14 protein-coding genes are annotated in these 17,101 nt (G+C 36.1%); 11 read left to right on the forward strand and 3 right to left on the reverse strand.

The window, feature by feature from the left end:
- The first annotated feature begins 1 nt into the window (after window position 1).
- Window positions 2–1,390, forward strand: coding sequence for a DUF2851 family protein (locus VHP32_12025; GenBank protein ID HEX2788616.1), 1,389 nt, complete (start codon window positions 2–4; stop codon window positions 1,388–1,390).
- Window positions 1,391–1,471: 81 nt separating this feature from the next.
- Here VHP32_12025 and VHP32_12030 read toward each other — a convergent pair whose 3' ends face one another.
- Together VHP32_12030 and VHP32_12035 are read right to left on the reverse strand one after the other, a co-directional pair.
- Window positions 1,472–3,232: a POTRA domain-containing protein gene (locus VHP32_12030; GenBank protein ID HEX2788617.1), complete on the reverse strand. Its 1,761-nt coding sequence runs from the start codon at window positions 3,230–3,232 to the stop codon at window positions 1,472–1,474.
- Complete coding sequence (locus VHP32_12035) at window positions 3,229–4,473, reverse strand: carboxypeptidase-like regulatory domain-containing protein (protein ID HEX2788618.1); 1,245 nt, start codon at window positions 4,471–4,473, stop codon at window positions 3,229–3,231. The genes VHP32_12030 and VHP32_12035 overlap by 4 nt, the downstream gene beginning before the upstream one ends.
- 135 nt (window positions 4,474–4,608) lie before the next feature.
- On the opposite strand from VHP32_12035, the gene wecB reads away from it, so the two are divergent.
- The 8 genes from wecB to VHP32_12075 all read left to right on the forward strand — a co-directional run bounded on the left by wecB (window position 4,609) and on the right by VHP32_12075 (window position 13,285).
- Window positions 4,609–5,736, forward strand: a complete 1,128-nt coding sequence (gene wecB / locus VHP32_12040) for a UDP-N-acetylglucosamine 2-epimerase (non-hydrolyzing) (GenBank protein HEX2788619.1) — start codon at window positions 4,609–4,611, stop codon at window positions 5,734–5,736.
- Between the two features lie 22 nt (window positions 5,737–5,758).
- Entirely contained in the window at window positions 5,759–6,484 is a 726-nt protein-coding gene (locus VHP32_12045; protein ID HEX2788620.1) for an endonuclease III, read from the forward strand.
- Between the two features lie 9 nt (window positions 6,485–6,493).
- A complete protein-coding gene (locus VHP32_12050) occupies window positions 6,494–7,528 on the forward strand; it encodes a glycosyltransferase family 9 protein (GenBank protein HEX2788621.1) in 1,035 nt (344 codons plus the stop codon).
- A gap of 43 nt (window positions 7,529–7,571) precedes the next feature.
- Window positions 7,572–8,936 carry a POT family MFS transporter gene (locus VHP32_12055; protein HEX2788622.1) on the forward strand — a complete coding sequence of 455 codons (1,365 nt, stop codon included), beginning with the start codon at window positions 7,572–7,574 and terminating at the stop codon, window positions 8,934–8,936.
- Between the two features lie 9 nt (window positions 8,937–8,945).
- Window positions 8,946–9,968, forward strand: a complete 1,023-nt coding sequence (locus tag VHP32_12060; GenBank protein HEX2788623.1) for a glycosyltransferase family 9 protein — start codon at window positions 8,946–8,948, stop codon at window positions 9,966–9,968.
- A gap of 13 nt (window positions 9,969–9,981) precedes the next feature.
- On the forward strand, window positions 9,982–11,139 hold the full coding sequence (locus tag VHP32_12065; GenBank protein HEX2788624.1) for a glycosyltransferase family 9 protein: 1,158 nt from the start codon (window positions 9,982–9,984) through the stop codon (window positions 11,137–11,139).
- A gap of 18 nt (window positions 11,140–11,157) precedes the next feature.
- Window positions 11,158–12,252: a DegT/DnrJ/EryC1/StrS aminotransferase family protein gene (locus VHP32_12070; protein HEX2788625.1), complete on the forward strand. Its 1,095-nt coding sequence runs from the start codon at window positions 11,158–11,160 to the stop codon at window positions 12,250–12,252.
- A gap of 94 nt (window positions 12,253–12,346) precedes the next feature.
- The gene (locus tag VHP32_12075; GenBank protein ID HEX2788626.1) at window positions 12,347–13,285 is read left to right on the forward strand and encodes a ribose-phosphate pyrophosphokinase; all 939 of its coding nucleotides are present in this window, start codon (window positions 12,347–12,349) and stop codon (window positions 13,283–13,285) included.
- 5 nt (window positions 13,286–13,290) lie between these two features.
- Here VHP32_12075 and VHP32_12080 read toward each other — a convergent pair whose 3' ends face one another.
- Entirely contained in the window at window positions 13,291–14,058 is a 768-nt protein-coding gene (locus tag VHP32_12080) for a hypothetical protein (GenBank protein ID HEX2788627.1), read from the reverse strand.
- Between the two features lie 265 nt (window positions 14,059–14,323).
- Between VHP32_12080 and VHP32_12085 the strand changes: the two genes are divergently transcribed.
- Both VHP32_12085 and VHP32_12090 read left to right on the forward strand, forming a co-directional pair.
- Window positions 14,324–15,490 (forward strand): hypothetical protein, encoded by a 1,167-nt coding sequence (locus tag VHP32_12085; protein HEX2788628.1) that lies wholly within the window; start codon window positions 14,324–14,326, stop codon window positions 15,488–15,490.
- A 136-nt stretch (window positions 15,491–15,626) separates the two neighbouring features.
- The gene (locus tag VHP32_12090; GenBank protein HEX2788629.1) at window positions 15,627–17,015 is read left to right on the forward strand and encodes a dihydrolipoamide acetyltransferase family protein; all 1,389 of its coding nucleotides are present in this window, start codon (window positions 15,627–15,629) and stop codon (window positions 17,013–17,015) included.
- Window positions 17,016–17,101 lie beyond the last annotated feature (86 nt).

Here is a 17,101-nt window from a genome sequence, read left to right on the forward strand (position 1 = left end):
AATGAAAAAACTTGACCTAAACGAAAGCTTCATCTCACGGATATGGGAAAACGGGGAATATTATACTGATTTACACACCACCGAAGGACAAAAAGTTTCAATAATTAACTTTGGAATAAAAAATTTTGACTCGGGAGCCGATTATAAGGAAGCCGTGGTTAAAATCGGCGAGACAGTTTTGAGAGGTGATGTTGAAATTCACCGCTCAATGACCGACTGGGACAGCCACAAGCATTACAAAGATAAAAAATATAATCACGTTGTATTGCAAATCGTGATGTGGGAAACTTACGATGGTGAAATTCCAAAGATGTCGAAGTCAAGAAAAATTCCGACAGTAGTTTTGTCAAAATTTCTGAATACGTCCGTTCATAAAATCTGGCGTGACATAATAAACAATCCTTCCGAACAATTTAAAATCCCCTGCCACCCTGATAATCACGATGTTAATCCCGATTTAAAACGCGACTGGATTTTTGAGTTGAGCGAAATGCGTCTGAAGTATAAAGCTGAAAGAATAAAATACAAATTAATTTGTTCTGGAAAAAGTTTATCGAGCCGTGAAAACTGGGAGCAGGTATTCTTTGAGCTGATTGCAGAAGCGCTTGGGTACTCAAAAAACAAAGAACAGTTTTTAAAGCTTGCAAATTTCACTAAACTAAATAAGATAAAAAAACTAAATTTGAATTTAATTCAGATTGATTCCGTTCTTTATGGCACCGCAGGTTTTCTGAAAGATTTGCGTTTTAAAGATGAATATATATCTCATTTAAAAGACAACTGGAAAGCATTAAACAAAAAATTTGATGAAGTGCTTAACAAAGCCGATTGGAATTTCTTCCGCTTAAGACCTGCAAACTTCCCGACAATACGCCTCGCATATTTATCAGGTTTAGTTTATAAAATTATTTATGAAGAATACTTTAAGAGAGTCATTTTATTATTTGAGAAAAGCAAAAACACCGAAAAAGATTTTATAAATTTATTTGAAGAAGTTGAAGTAAGCGATTACTGGCTGAATCATTATAACTTCGGCAAAGAAACAAAGAAAACCGCAGGTTCACTCATCGGCAAGCAAAGATTAACGGACATTTTCATAAACGTAGTCATACCAGTTATATATTTATATGCTAAACTATTTGAAAAACCTGAACTGACTTTAAAAATAAAAGAAGTTTATGCTAGAATGAAATCCGGAAACGACAATGAAATCACCCGCAAGATGAATGCACAGCTAAACTTCAAAACAAAATATTTGCAGGATGAGCAGGGGTTGATTCACTTGCATAATTTTTACTGCATAAAAGGTAAATGTAGTGAGTGTGATATAGGAAAGTTTTTATATTACAACAACATGACCTTCGAACCAATGAAAATAATTATATACTAATATCTAAAGTCCTCCTCCTAAATCCTCCTCCAAAGGAGGACTTTAGCAATGCCCCCTTTGGAGGGGGTTGGGGGAGGATAACTAAAAATCCGTAATCAAACCAAAATTTATCTTCCCGTCAAGCGGACTGTCGCCTTTGCCGAGCGCGTAACTGACACCGATTAATCCGAGATTTGTCTCAAGGCGCAAGCCGATGCCATACCCGAACAAAAATCCTTCCTGCGCGGGAATTTTATTAATCTCATCTGCAACTCTCTGATAATATCCCGCATCATAAAATCCATAGAAAAAACTTCGACGCGAAATTGCAAAGCGCATTTCAAGATTTCCATAAAACAATCTCGAGGCAAGGAACTGTTCTTCGCGGTATCCGCGGATGCTTTTGTTTCCACCTATTCTGAAAAGCTCCGATTCTTCAATCCGTTCGCCTCTTACTTCACCCCCGAATAATTTTAATAAAGTAGAAGTTCTTTTAAAGAAAGAATAAAAAATATCAAGCTCGCCGGTATATCTTTGTATCGTATAATTTTCCTTAAACCCAAGCGTGTCCAGCTCAGCAATGTTAAAAATCTTTTTATCACCGTATGTATATGAAGTCTTAATCAAATTTCCGCTTGTCGGGAAATAAATATTATCGCGCGTATCATACCGCAGTTCTATTCCGGTTGAAAAAATTCTTGAGTCAGCAATTATAAAACTGTTCCTGTTTTCTTCCGCAGGAATTATTCTATCATAACCCCCAAGCGCCGAAATAGAAAACCTTTGAGTAACAGGAAGCCCGGCAACAACGTCAACTCTTCTGCGAGTGTAAGTTGTATCTTGAATTCTCTGCAGAAAACCCAGGTCAACACTCACAGGACTTGAAAGCAAATATGGTTCGCCTATCTGAAACTCAAGTTCCTGAGTCTCCCTGACTTCCTGCTGCCAGCGAAGATGAAGACGGCGCGCTGTGCCGAACAAATTCCTGAAAGAAACATTTACAAGTCCCGTAAAATAACCATCCTCATTTTCACTCGGCGGCGGAACATATCCGATAATTCCATCAAATGTATTGTTGTTCCCTTCTCTGACCTGAATCAGCAGACCGGTTTTATTTTGCTTTTTGTTAATATAAATTTTGGGATTCTCAACATAATCAAAAACATTCAGTTTCTCCAGCCGAAGCTTTATGTCTTCAAGCATTTCGGAAGTTACATAATCGCTTGTGTCGAGTTGAATCTCACGCAGAATCACGTCTCGGCTTGTAACATCGTTGCCGGTGATTTTTATTTCCTGAATTTTTATCTGCGAGTTCTCTTCAATTTGTAGATTTATTTTTAAATATGTTTTACCATTACCTTCATAAATCGAAACATCATCGATACTTGCCTTTACAAACGGTAGTCCTTTTTTTTGATAATAATCGAGAAGATTTATAATGTCATCATCAAGAACTCTTTCATCTAAAATCTCACCTGATTTCGTTTCAAGCTGAGATAGAATCTCGGTATCGGTAATGACATGATTTCCGCTTAGTTCAATCTTCCCGACTTTAACCTGCTCACCTTCACTTATGAAAATAGATAAATCAACAAACGAGCTGTCATAGTTATAACGTATCGCAGAGCTGTCGATTTTTGCAAACAAAAACCCGTTTGCTTTGTATCTGCTTCTTATTGCTTTTAAATCGGCGTCGAACTGAAAAGAGTTAAAGTCCCGGTCTCTTTTCAGCACCATATAGTCCTGGAGAGTCCTGCTGCTGAAAAAATCATTTCCTCTGAAATCTATTGAGGCAATCTTTGCCTGCGCAAACGTCAGTGCAGGAATTACAAATAAAAAAAATATTAAAAAAACTTTTTTCAATTACTGCTTGTAGTGAAATTATAAATTTCCGAACGTGTTATTCCGTCAAAATCCGCTTGGTTAATTTCCCTCATCCTCAGCCACTCATCCACATTGTTAATATCAATTAATTTATAAACTTGCCACGTAAAACTTTCATCATTTATAATTTTAAGCAGGTCATCATAAGGAAAATTGGGAATCCTGAATGATGTCGCCCTCGTATAAATAATAAATTGTTTGCTGGTGCCTGTCAGGTAAATTTTATAAATTCCGTCTCCTCCTCCGTCGGTAAAGGTAAAATATTTATCATAATTTATTCCTGTTGTATTATTAGCCGGCTCAAGTTGCTGAGACGGAGCATATAAAGGAAGGTCAGCATTCGGAAACTCGGGAGTATATGTGATTGTATTATATATAGCAGATACCGAAGAATTTGTTGCCGAAGCACTAACAATATATTTTGCATTCACAGGTAAATTGTCCGGAATAAAAAAACTATAATTCGAAGTTGATGAACCGATTTGTGCCGGCATACTTCCATATAATCCGGGACCTTCATTAAATCGAAATGACAAAGCCGAACCACTTGCTGTAAACCCGCTGGCTGTATTTATATTACCGGAAATTGGTGTGTCAGATGGATCAAAATCAAAATCTCCCGAAGTAAATGTTATATTTATATTCTCGTTATTTGTCAAAACAAAAGGTTTAGATGCATAATTATCGTATTGCTGAGTAACTAAATTCTGAATAAGTACCATTACTCTGGCATTTATGTTTACTGAATCTAACCAGTTAATAATCAATGATGACACACTTCCTGTAGTTGAATTAGAATATGTAAAATTTCTAAAGTCGCTGATAAAAAACAGATACCTTGAGTTTGAAGGAATATCAGGTAAAGTTAATGATATATTTGCCGAAAAAGGAGATGATGCTACATAATCTTCGAGCTGTAATATTACTTTTTCATTAAACAAAGAAGTATAATGGATTCCGACACGTTTTCCCGCTGCATTCGTATAAGCTAATTGTAAATCATATGGATCTTGAATAGCGTTAAACTGAAATTGTCCGTCAGCATTTGATGTTAATCTATAGTTCCCGATATAAGCATTAACACCGGGTATTGCTTTACCATATTTATCAATTACCGTTCCCTGAACGGTATGAAAAAGAGCTGAATATTCCGGATTGTCACTGCAGCCATTTGTGAGAAAAATTCCTGACACAGCAATTAAAAGTAATATTTTTTTCATTATAGAAATTTATTTTTAGTAACTTATATGTTTAAAATCAAAGCAAAAACCCAATATTTTATATAACTCCTCTTTCATTTTTTATCGTTTTTATTTTACTTAGTTTCATTTTTTAATCAAAAATCTCAACTTTTCTTGAAAAAAATCCTGTCCGTAGTGGGTGCCAGACCTAATTTTATGAAAATGGCGCCTGTTCATAGAGAGCTCCAAAAATATAAAAAACAGGTAACTCATAAAATAGTCCATACGGGACAGCATTATGACCGTAAAATGTCGGGTATTTTCTTTAAAGAACTTGAATTACCTGAACCGCATATCTATCTGAATGCCGGCTCAAAATCTCACGCTGAACAGGTTGCCGATATAATGGTTAAGTTCGAGAAAATTGTCGCGAAAGAAAAACCTGATTTAGTTTTGGTTTACGGGGATGTTAATTCAACGACTGCCGCAGCGCTTGTCTGCGCAAAGATGTATGGAAAAAACGGTCAGCCGGTTCCGGTTGCTCATATAGAATCCGGCTTGAGAAGCTTTGACTTATTAATGCCCGAAGAAATAAACAGGAAAGTAACCGATGTTGTTGCAAATTATCTGTTTGTTACCGAGCCAAGCGGAATAAAAAATCTTACAAAAGAAGGATACGACAAGAAAAAGATTTTTTATGCCGGCAATACAATGATTGACTCATTAAATTTTTATCTGAAAAAAATCAAAAAGAATAAAATATTACAAGAGCTTGCCGTTTCAGAAAAAAATTATGTGCTTGTAACCCTGCACAGACCTTCAAATGTCGACAGCAAAAAAAATCTTAGCAAAATTCTGGATGTCTTTAAGAAAATAAACAAAATAAATCCTTTGCTTGATATTGTTTTCCCGGTTCATCCCAGAACTTATAAAATGATTGAAAAATTTGGTTTAGATAAAACCATAAGCTCAATAAAAAATCTTATCATAACCGAACCGCTTGGTTATCTTGATTTTCTTAACCTGACATATAATGCAAAGTTTATTATGACTGACTCGGGCGGGATACAGGAAGAAACGACGTTTCTCAAAATTCCCTGTTTAACCCTTCGTGAAAATACAGAACGCCCCGTAACGTCGGATATCGGCACAAATACAATATGCGGACTTGACGAAAACTTAATCATTAAGAAAATAAAAGAAATTGAAAACGGTAAATATAAAAAAGGAAAAGTTCCAGAATACTGGGACGGCAAAACAGCAGGCAGAATCGTAAAAATTTTATTGAAGAAGATTAGCTGATATACATATTAATTGATATAAATTGAAAAGCAAAGAAACCTTATTAAAAATCATTGATGCATTACACAAGCTTTACGGCAGTCAGGGAAGTTATCCGAAAAGAGATGATTTGCTGGACTTGCTGATAGCCGCAAAACTTACCCAGAACACAACCGATAAATCCGCTTATATCGCTTTTGAAAATCTGAAGAAAAAATATCAGAATTGGAATGAAGCACTTGAAGCATCTCATAAGGAATTAGCCGATGAGATAAGAGTTTGCGGACTTGCAAATACGAAAGCAAAAGAAATTCAGGAAATGCTCCGGCAAATGAAAGAAAAATACGGAAATTTTAATTTATCGTTTCTACATAAAATGAAGGATGACGAAATATACAGGGAACTTTTGCAATATCGAGGATTTGGTGTGAAAATAATTTCATGTTTGCTCACGTTTGGCTTGAACAGACCGAGCTTCGTTGTTGACAGACACGTTCACCGTGTCTTGAACCGCATAGGAATTACAAAAGCCAATACTCCTGATAAAACATTCGAGCAGGCAAATAAAATTATTCCCGATAAATACAAAGTATCGTTTCATGCAGACGTAATAAAATTCGGAAGGAACATCTGCCGCGCTCAGAACCCTTTATGCGGCATCTGTCCCGTTTATCGCTATTGCGAATTCGAACTTAAAAAATTCTTTAAAGAAAAAACTTTTAACGTTCCCGGAACGGAAAATAATTTTATAATTTTCGAGCATATATAAGCTAGATAATTGGCATTAGATAAAAATAAAATAAAGAAAATTCTTGTAATAAAATTCGGCGGCATAGGAGATATTTTGCTCACGACACCTGTGCTTCCGAACCTGCGCGCATATTTCCCAAATGCCGTAATAAATTTTTTATCATTAAGCCATTCCCGCGACATACTCGATGAAAATCCTTATATCTCCCGGGTTCTTACTTATGATCCTAAAGAAGACAGCTCATGGTGTCTCATAAAAAATATCCGCAAGCAAAAATATGATTTAATCATTGACCTCTATGGAAACCCGAGGACTGCACTAATAACTTATTTAAGCGGTGCAAAATACAGGTTCGGATTTAATTTCAGGGGAAGACAATATGCTTATAATATTACACGTGAAGGACGCGGCGGAATTGTCCACAATGTTCAGTTCAATCTTGATGCTCTTGAAACTCTTGGAATTCCCGTCATCAGCAAAGAGTTATATATCCCCATTAATGTAGTTCACAGAGATTTTGCTGATGAATTTTTCAGAGAAAATAATTTATATGCAAAATCTGCAATCGGCTTAACGTTTACCGGCGGATGGGAAGCAAAAAAATATAAGCAGGATGATTATGTTGAACTTATAAAAATGCTCAACGCGTTATACGATTTAAACTTTATTTTAATATGGGGAAACGCAAACGAAAAGGAAGAAGCGGAATATATTCATTCCAAAGTTCCGCATAATACTTTCATTATACCTGATAGCCCAATAAGATATCTCGGAGCTTTAATAGAAAAGTGCGCATTAATAATCGGCAATGATTCAGGACCATTGCATCTTGCCGTTGCAGTCGGCACCCCCGTTCTTGGAATCTATGGTCCTACAAATCCAAAACTTCAGGGACCTTTCGGCGAGAAAAATTTGACCATAGTAAAAGAAGAACTCGATTGTCTCTATTGCAATCTGCTTGATTGCCCTATAGGCAATATATGCATGACTCAATTATCTAAAGATTTAATTATTGATAAAATAAATCAATTGATAGATATTAATAAATTACAGTTTAATTAATAAATCAGATAAGTAAGACTGATTAAAATTCATAGCAATTAATATGGCAGAAAAGAGCAATAAAATGCCGAAAGGCATACCGTACATTATCGGTAACGAACTTGCCGAACGGTTCAGCTATTACGGAATGAAGGCAATTCTCGTTGTCTTTATGACTCAATACATAATGAACAGCGAGGGAGTAGTTACACCGATGTCTGACAATGAAGCAACAGCATGGTTTCATTATTTCAGCATGGCAAATTATTTTTTCCCCATATTAGGAGCAATAATAGCAGATGTTTACTGGGGCAAATACAAAACAATAATTCTATTATCCATTGTTTACTGCTTCGGACATCTTGCGCTTGCTATTGATGATACGCGTTTGGGATTATCAATCGGGCTGACTCTAATTGCAATCGGTTCGGGAGGTATAAAGCCTTGTGTATCGGCTCACGTCGGCGACCAATTCGAAGAAAAAAACAAAAACCTTTTAGAAAAAATCTTCAGTATATTTTATTTTTCAATAAATACCGGAGCTATGCTTTCCACTTTGCTCATTCCGGTTCTTCTGGATAAATTCGGTCCTCACGTCGCTTTTGGTGTGCCGGGACTTTTAATGCTCGTTGCTACAATAGTCTTTTATATGGGACATAAAGTCTTTATTGCGATACCACCAGTCGGATGGAAACAATACAAGAAAGACGTATTCAGTCCTCAGGGCAAGAAAGCAATTTTTAATCTTAGTATAATGTATTTGTTCATCGCGGTTTTTTGGTCGTTGTTTGACCAGACCGGTTCTTCGTGGGTATTGCAATCGGAAAACATGGACAGATGGGTAAATCTTGGTTTTGTCAGATTTGAACTGCTTGCATCGCAGATACAGGCAATTAATCCGTTTCTGATAATAATATTTATTCCTTTATTTACATATCTGGTCTATCCTTTCATTAATAAATTCTGGACGTTAACTGCTCTTAGAAAAATTTCCATTGGAATGTTCATAACGGCATTTTCATTTGCCGTAATAGCAATAGCTCAGATGCAGATTGACGGTGGAGCAACTCCGAGTATTTTATATCAGTTTTTTGCTTATGTGATTCTCACAGCAGCAGAAGTAATGGTTTCTATTACAGGTCTTGAGTTTTCATATACACAAGCTCCGAACAGCATGAAGTCATTTATAATGGGGCTCTGGCTCTTGTCAGTTTCAGTTGGTAATTTATTTACCGGGCTCGTCAATTCATTCATCAGTGTTCCTGCCATTGCAGAAGCGCTGACAGGTGCAAATTATTTCTGGTTCTTCGCGGGATTTATGATGGTTACAGCAATTTGTTTCATACTATATGCGAGAAATTACAAAGTTGAAAGCTATATGCAGACAAGAACAATTTTGGGAACACCGCCGATTTTGACTGAAAACTAATAAGCGTAGATGAAACGCATATTAATTGTCAGAACCGATAGAATCGGAGATGTTATTATGATTACACCTATGATACGAGAAATAAAAAAAGCTTTTCCTGATTCATACATTGCTGCGCTTGTGCGCAAAAGCTCTGCTGATGTTTTAATCAATAATCCGCATCTGGATGAAATTATAACTGATGACCTTCAAAAAGATTCTTTTTGGAAAATCGTCAGGCAGTTACGGTCAAGAAAATTCATGCATGGTCTGCTCGTAATGCCGACCGAGCGCGCTGCTTATCAAATGTTTCTTGCAGGAGTAAAGAAACGCATCGGTGTCGGTAAAAAGCTTTACGAAGTTATCACGTTAATGGAAAGTGTTTCGAGAAACAAATACATTCCATTACGTCACGAAGCTGATTACTGCATGGACCTGGCAAGAAAAATCGGTGTAAAAACAAATAATATCTCACCGGAGATTTTTCTAACTAAGGAAGAGCTGACTAAAGGTGAAAAATTTCTTGAAGAAGTCGGTGCTGACCCTGAAGCGGTAAAAATTATCGTTCATTCCGGTTCATTAAACTCTTCACCGAACTGGAGCGAAGATAAATATTTTGAGCTTATAACAAGATTGCTTACAGAAATTAAAAATGTTAAGACAAACATTTTTTTAACTGCGCGCGAAATGTCACCTGAGTTTTTGGAAAAAATCATTAAGCTCAACGATAAAAGAATTTTTAATATTGCTCAGAAGCTTGATTCGTTAAGAGACCTGATAATTTTTATAAATGCAGTCGATTTGATAATGGTTTCTTCGACAGGACCTGCGCACATTGCGGATGCGTTAAAGAAAAAAGCAGTTGTAATTCACTGTCACCGTCCGATGAATTGCGCAAAACACTGGGGAATTATAAATGACCCTTCAAGCAACATCGAAGTTACTGCATCTTATTGCGATTCGCATTGCAGTCCGGACAAGGAAAGATGTATGATTGAAAACGGGATTACCGTTGAAACAGTATTTGATGCGATTAAGAAAAAAATAAACTAATAAAAAAATAATTTTGGATTTAAAACTTCCACGCTGCAAAAATTTTTCGGGTTATAAGCCCTGTGTTTCTTATGTCGATTGCCTCACTAACGGCTGTCAATATGACACGCCTGAAAACAGAACCGGTGTTAAGATACTTATCATTTCACTGGATGCGCTTGGAAATGTTCTTGATAATACCCCTATACTGAAAGCGATTAAAAGAAAATTTCCCGAAAGTACTATATACTGGATAACTTTGCAGAATGCGCAAAAATTATTACAAAATAATCCTCTCATCGATAAAATATTTGTCTGGACTGATGAAGATAAAATGATTTTGCGGAATATGGAATTTGATTACCTGATGAATGCCGATAAATCTGTTTATGCCTGCGCATTTGCAAATGAAGTAAAAGCAAAAAACAAATTCGGGTTTCTGCTTAATGAAGACGGAAAAATTATTCCTGCAAATGAAAATGCTTATTACAGCTATCGTCTCGGTAATGATGACCAGCTAAAATTCCGGGAGAATGAAAGGACAGGAATTGAAATTCTGCATGAGGTATTCGATTTAAAATATGAAGCTGATGAATATATCTATGAATTTACAGAAGAAGAACTGAAATTCATCGAAGATTATAAAGCCGAAATTGAATATGACAACAGATTTACTTATGTCGGATTTAACACGGGATGCTCGGAGCTTTTTCCTAATAAAAAAATGACCATCGAACAGCATATACAGCTCATAAGCGAACTAATGTTTTATGATAATCTCAAGATTGTCCTGCTTGGCGGACGTGAAGACACCGAACGGAACAAGCTTATTTACGAAAGCTTTCCTGATTTTCACGGTGAGAAAATAATAAACACTCCAACCGGCGAGGGCATCCGCAAAGGCGCATGCTATATGAATGTCTGCGACCTGGTTATCACTGGCGACAGCTTCGGAATGCATCTTGCAATTGCTTTAAAAAAATATGTCATAGCTTGGTTTGGACTTTCATGCGCATCCGAAATAGAGCTTTATGGACGCGGAATTAAGCTTGTCCCTGAAGGACTCGAGTGCTCGCCTTGCTGGAAGCGTGTCTGCCCGTATAATCTTGAATGTATCGCGATGATTGACTTAAAAAAAATCAAAGAAGGTGTAATAAACTTCAGTTTGAACAAGCCTTCCTTTAATAACTGAGTTACAAAATTTTTAAAAATGGATTATAAAATTCCTGTATATAAGCCCTCGCTCGACGGCAACGAAAAAAAATTCGTCAATGAATGTCTTGATACAAATTGGATTTCTTCCAAAGGAAAATTTGTAAAAGCATTTGAAGATAATTTCGCAGGCTACATTAATGTAAACCATGCAACTTCGGTTTGCAATGGAACCGTTGCGCTTCACCTTGCGCTTGTAACTTTAGGTATAGGACCCGGAGATGAAGTAATCGTTCCTTCCTTCACTTACATTGCGTCCGTAAGCTCTATTACGTTTTCAGGCGCAAAGCCGGTATTTGTAGACTCGCTTGAAAACACATGGCAAATGGACCCTGCCGATGTTCAAAAAAAGATTACCGATAAGACAAAAGCAATAATGGCAGTTCATATCTATGGATATCCGTGCGATATGGAAGCAATTGGCAATATTGCAAAGAAACATGACATTTTCGTCATAGAGGATTGCGCCGAGGCTTTCGGGTCAAAGTTTAAGAATAAATATGTAGGAACTTTTGGTGATATATCCACTTTCAGTTTTTACGGCAATAAAACCATTACAACAGGCGAGGGTGGTATGGTTGTCACAAACGATGAGACGTTATATGACAGGGCGTATCATTTTAAAATGCATGGTCTTGCAAAATACAGAGAGTACTGGCATGATGTTGTCGGATTTAATTACCGTATGACTAACATTTGCGCTGCTATAGGAACCGCGCAGCTTGAAAAAGCCGGTGAGAAAATAAAACTTAAGCGCGAGCTTGCTTTTAAATACATGGAATTACTCGAAGGTCTTCCCTTAGATTACCAGCGCGAAACAAAAGACATTTTTAGTACATACTGGATGTTCACAATTATGGTTAAAGACATAAATCTTCGTGACAGCTTAAGAGAGCATCTGAAACAAAAAGGAATTGAAACAAGACCGTCATTTTATCCCGTGCATACAATGCCAATGTATTCAGGTAAATATCAGAAGCTTCCCGTTGCAGAAAACTTAGGATGGACAGGAATCAACTTGCCGAGCTTTCCTTCGCTTACCGGCAGTGAAACAGAATTTATCTGTAATTCCATAAGAGAATTTTTGCTCTAATTGTTTTACGTTTTATGTTTTACATTTTACAAAATTAAGTTATTTTACAATTCTATTTACTTCTTATCTCAACACAAACATCATTTATTCTTAAATGTCAGATTTAAAAATCTTTGCAGGCAGGTCATCTAACCAATTCGGAGCATCCGTTGCAAAACATCTGAAAACCAGGCTGGGTAAATGCGAGTTCAAAACTTTTTCTGACGGTGAAATATGGATGAAATATAACGAGAATATCCGCGGCGCGGATTTATATCTCGTTCAATCAACCAATCCGCCGTTTGAAAACATAATGGAGCTTCTCATTATGATTGATGCTGCGCGCCGCGCATCTGCAAGAAGAATAAATGCGGTAATCCCCTATTTCGGATATGCCCGTCAGGACAGAAAAGACCAGCCGCGCGTTTCAATCACTGCAAAGCTTGTTGCAAACCTGATTTCAGCCGCAGGCGCTGACAGAATCATCACAATGGACTTGCACGCTCCGCAAATTCAGGGTTTTTTCGACATCCCCGTTGACCATCTTTATGCATCAAGTGTTTTCACTGCAGAGGTGAAAAAATTAAATCTGAAAAATATTGCAATCGCTACTCCCGATGTCGGCGGAATAAAAATGGCTCGCGCTTACGCAAAGCGTCTTCACGGCGACCTTATTGTAATCGATAAACGCCGTCCTAAGCCGAACGTAGCCGAAGTAATGAACATCATAGGAGATGCCGATGGAAAAGATGTCATCATAGTTGATGACCTTATCGATACCGGAGGAACGTTCGTGAATGCCGTTAATGCGCTTCTGAATAAAGGCGCAAGAAGTGTTTATGGATTCTGCACGCATGCAATACTTTCAGGTCCGGCAACTAGCAGAATAAATGATTCAAGAATTAAAAAGCTTATCGTCTCCGATACGCTTCCATTAGCAAAAAAATCTCCCAAGATTCAGGTTGTTTCCGTTTCAAAAATCTTTGCAGAAGCAATCAGCCGCACAAACAAAAACCGCTCCGTCAGCTCCCTGTTTGATATAAACAAGGGATGAGATAATTAATTTAATCTCCAAATAATTAAACTTATTAAATGTTTTAGTGAAAATATCATATTATTAATTTGATTGTGATAATATAATATATGTTTATTCTGAAACAAAATAAAATCTATTGTAATTTTTGAAGTTATAGAATCAACACTATTTACTTCGTCAATAAAACCTATATTATCTTTATCCTTTTCCGTGTATATTTGCATCCCATGCTTTAATTTGTTATACATCCTATAAAAAGGTATTATATCTGTATCTCCTATTTTTATTCTATTTTGTGCAAGTGCTTCTAAGGTTTTCTTTAAATTTGAATACTCTATATATAGTTGTGTTTTAATTTCTTCTTCATTTCCAAATAGTTGTTTGGCTTCATTTTGTTTTTCTTTAGAAACACTACTGTAAAATTCATCATAAGATGGTAAATTAAAATATTTTATAAAATCTTCTACATTTAAATTCATAATCGTTTCAAGAATTTTTTCAGTACTCATTTTTGAATTTTCAGACTCACTTATCTTTATTGATTTATATATAGATAAAAATGATTTTCCATTATATTGATATTTTCTAATTGCATATAAAACCATTAGAACAGTTTCAGTTATAATAACGTAGATTTCTATTAATTGTATCACAATACTTTTTATACTTTCTATATCTGAATATTTTTTTGAACTTTCAAACAATATATCATTTATAATTTTTTTATATTCTAGATTGTTCTTGATAAATGCTTCTAGAAAATCTTTATCACTCAATTTAATTTCACTCATTTCCGTATAGTTAAGTTAATCAAATATAATTTTTTTATTAAAATCCTGCAATAATTAATCAAAATCCTAAATCCTTATTAAACTAAAACCTATAAATGTTAACTCCCTCTTTCCTCTTTACTTTTAAAAAAGAAATATTTAGTTTGCTGGTAATTGGAGACCCCGCACAACCAAAAATAAAATTTTAAAAGCTTAATGTGCATGCTTGCATGCATGTATTTTGCAAGCGGGTTGAAGCTTTTATAAACCCTCAAATAATACTAATATGAAAACCGCCAATATCATATTTAGTTTTGTTTTATTGTTTGTTTTTGTTATTGCATTATCCTTTCCAAGATTTAACCAGCAAAATCTCTTCGGTTTAAACAAAATTGCAGGGCAGTATGATGAGTATAATATTGTCCGCGGATATCATTTATCCGGTGACGCAGTCGATTACCTGCTTTGCGTCAAATATTACCGGGGTGAAACAGACCGCGGCAAACTAAACACACCTTTTGTTTATCGTTTCCTTGTTCCGTATCTCGCTTCGCTTTTGCCTGTCAACGATGCCCTGACTTCATTAAACGTAATGAACATAATACTTTTTTTATGTTCAATAGTTCTTTTTTATTTTACTCTAAAAGCATTAAATTTTTCAAAAAGTTTTTCGGTTATCGGTTGCTATATGCTGGGAATATCTTTTTTTACTTTTTATTATCTGACAATGGGATTAATAGAGTCAGGTTTTATATTTTTCTATGTGGTGGGACTATATTCCATTTTCAAACGAAACGATTTTTTATTCTTAATAGCTTTAACTCTCGGAGCTCTGGCTAAAGAATTTACTTTGATTTTAATCCCGACATATTTTATTTATAATTACATATTCAAACAATATAAACCAAACAAATTAATTTTTTACTCAGCGATTTTTATTCTCCCCTTAACAGCTATTGCAATAGTTAGAATTCAGTTTAATGATTTGCCATCATATATCTGGACTCCTGCATTCGATTTGTTTTTTACAAATTTATTCAGAACGAGAGCTTATATTGCTCCCCTTCTGGTATTGGGTATTCCCGGTTTGATTAGCATAATGTTTGTGTATTTATACTTTGTCAAAAAATATAAAATGGAATATGACATTAATCTTTCTGTTACGGAGCAATATAATTATCAAAAATTTTTTGTGGCTATTTTTTTCTTTTCAATGTTTTTATGGGTATATGGTTTTATGTCCGCTGTCGCAGACGGAAGAAGCTTTATGCCGTCTTTCATAACATCTATATTTATCACCTTAATGGTAGCAAAGTATCTTTATACAAGGTATCAATTAAGAGATTTAACTATTGAAAATAATCCTATATTAATTCCAGTTTCAAAAGAAGTTATAAAAGAAAATACTCATTTTATAATTACTGAAATTGAAAAACCTCCAATTCGGAAATGATATAAAAATTTATTTATAATTCTCCTTAATCTTTGAATTGAATACCTCAATCTATATAGGTATTTTATGGAATGTTGGATTATGGGCTAAAGCCCGTATTTTTCCGCACAAATTTTAAAAATTACAGGAGAATTATATGGTTGTTGATTTAGTGATGCCGAAAATGGGCGAGTCCATTATGGAAGGCACGATATTGAAATGGCATAAAAAGCCAGGCGATAAAGTCGAGCGCGATGAAACCGTTCTTGAAATTTCCACTGATAAAGTTGATACCGAAGTGCCGTCTCCCGAAAGCGGAGTTATCTCGGAAATTATGTTCAATGAAGGCGACGTCGTTCAGGTCGGCAATGTAATCGCAAAGATAAACACAAACGGTTCTGCTTCAGCCACAGAGGTCATAGAGAAAAAATCTGAACCTAAAGAAGAAGCACCGAAAGAAACTCCTAAAGAAACACCTCAGCAAGCTTCAAAAGAAGTTGATACATTAGTCGAAGAACCTGAATCTGCAAAGTTATCGGGAACAAGCGACAGATTTTATTCTCCGCTCGTGATGAACATTGCAAGAAAAGAAGGAATCGGATTCGAAGAGCTTGAAAGAATTCCCGGCACAGGCGCAGGCGGAAGAGTTTCCAAAAAAGATATTCTCGCTTATTTAGAAAATAGAAAATCAGGTAAAACACAAGCAACACAACCGGTTCAAGCTCAGAAACCGGCAACTCAACCTGTTCAGACAACTTCACAACCCGCTGCAAAACCACAGGCAACACAGGTCAGAAAACCTGAGCTTCCGAAATACGAAGTTGACTACAACGAAGAAGGTTTGTCGGTTATGGAATTCGACAACATACGCCAAAAGATGGCAGAGCACATGGTTGTCTCGATGGCTATTTCACCTCACGTAAATGCAATCGCAGAGTGCGACCTCAGCGCTGTTGACAAAGCACGCAAAGAAATGAACAAAGACTTCCCTGAAAAAGAAGGTTTCAAAATGACATATATGCCTTTCATTGCCGAAGCTACCGTGAAAGCATTGAAAGATTTTCCTCTTATAAATTCGATTATAGACGATACATCAGCTCCGTTCAAAGCCATCATGAGAAACAAAATCAATCTCGGAATGGCAGTAGCAATGGATAACGGCGGACTTATAGTTCCGATTATAAAAAACGCCGATGGAAAAAATCTTGTCGGTCTTGCCCGCGACATAAGCGACCTCGGCAAGCGTGCAAAAGTAAAAAAACTTACGCTTGATGAAATTCAAGGCGGAACGTTCACGATTTCAAACTACGGAGTGTTCGGAAACATTATCGGCACAATGATTATCAATCAGCCGCAGGTAGCAATTCTCGGAGTCGGCGCAGTTAAAAAACGTCCTGCAGTTCTTGAAACCGAGCAGGGTGATTTTGTCGTGATAAAACCGATGGTATATCTTTCGCTTTCATTCGACCATAGATTGATTGACGGTGCGCTCGGCGGACAGTTCTTGATGAGAATCGTTCATTATCTCGAAAATTATAATTCATAAAAATATTTGTCATTCTGAGGAATGAAATGACGAAGAATCCCCTTACTTGAAAGAATGGGATGACCCGATGGGTTCCCCTTCGCTCC

This window comes from Ignavibacteria bacterium (genome assembly GCA_036262055.1).
GTDB lineage: Bacteria > Bacteroidota > Ignavibacteria > Tepidaquicellales > Tepidaquicellaceae > DATAJP01.

Coding starts and splice junctions, on each gene's coding strand:
- VHP32_12025 (HEX2788616.1), top strand. CDS start 2: ATGAAAAAACTTGACCTAAACGAAAGCTTCATCTCACGGATATGGGAA.
- VHP32_12035 (HEX2788618.1), bottom strand. CDS start 4,473: ATGAAAAAAATATTACTTTTAATTGCTGTGTCAGGAATTTTTCTCACA.
- VHP32_12055 (HEX2788622.1), top strand. CDS start 7,572: ATGGCAGAAAAGAGCAATAAAATGCCGAAAGGCATACCGTACATTATC.
- VHP32_12060 (HEX2788623.1), top strand. CDS start 8,946: ATGAAACGCATATTAATTGTCAGAACCGATAGAATCGGAGATGTTATT.
- VHP32_12070 (HEX2788625.1), top strand. CDS start 11,158: ATGGATTATAAAATTCCTGTATATAAGCCCTCGCTCGACGGCAACGAA.
- VHP32_12075 (HEX2788626.1), top strand. CDS start 12,347: ATGTCAGATTTAAAAATCTTTGCAGGCAGGTCATCTAACCAATTCGGA.
- VHP32_12080 (HEX2788627.1), bottom strand. CDS start 14,058: ATGAGTGAAATTAAATTGAGTGATAAAGATTTTCTAGAAGCATTTATC.
- VHP32_12085 (HEX2788628.1), top strand. CDS start 14,324: ATGAAAACCGCCAATATCATATTTAGTTTTGTTTTATTGTTTGTTTTT.
- VHP32_12090 (HEX2788629.1), top strand. CDS start 15,627: ATGGTTGTTGATTTAGTGATGCCGAAAATGGGCGAGTCCATTATGGAA.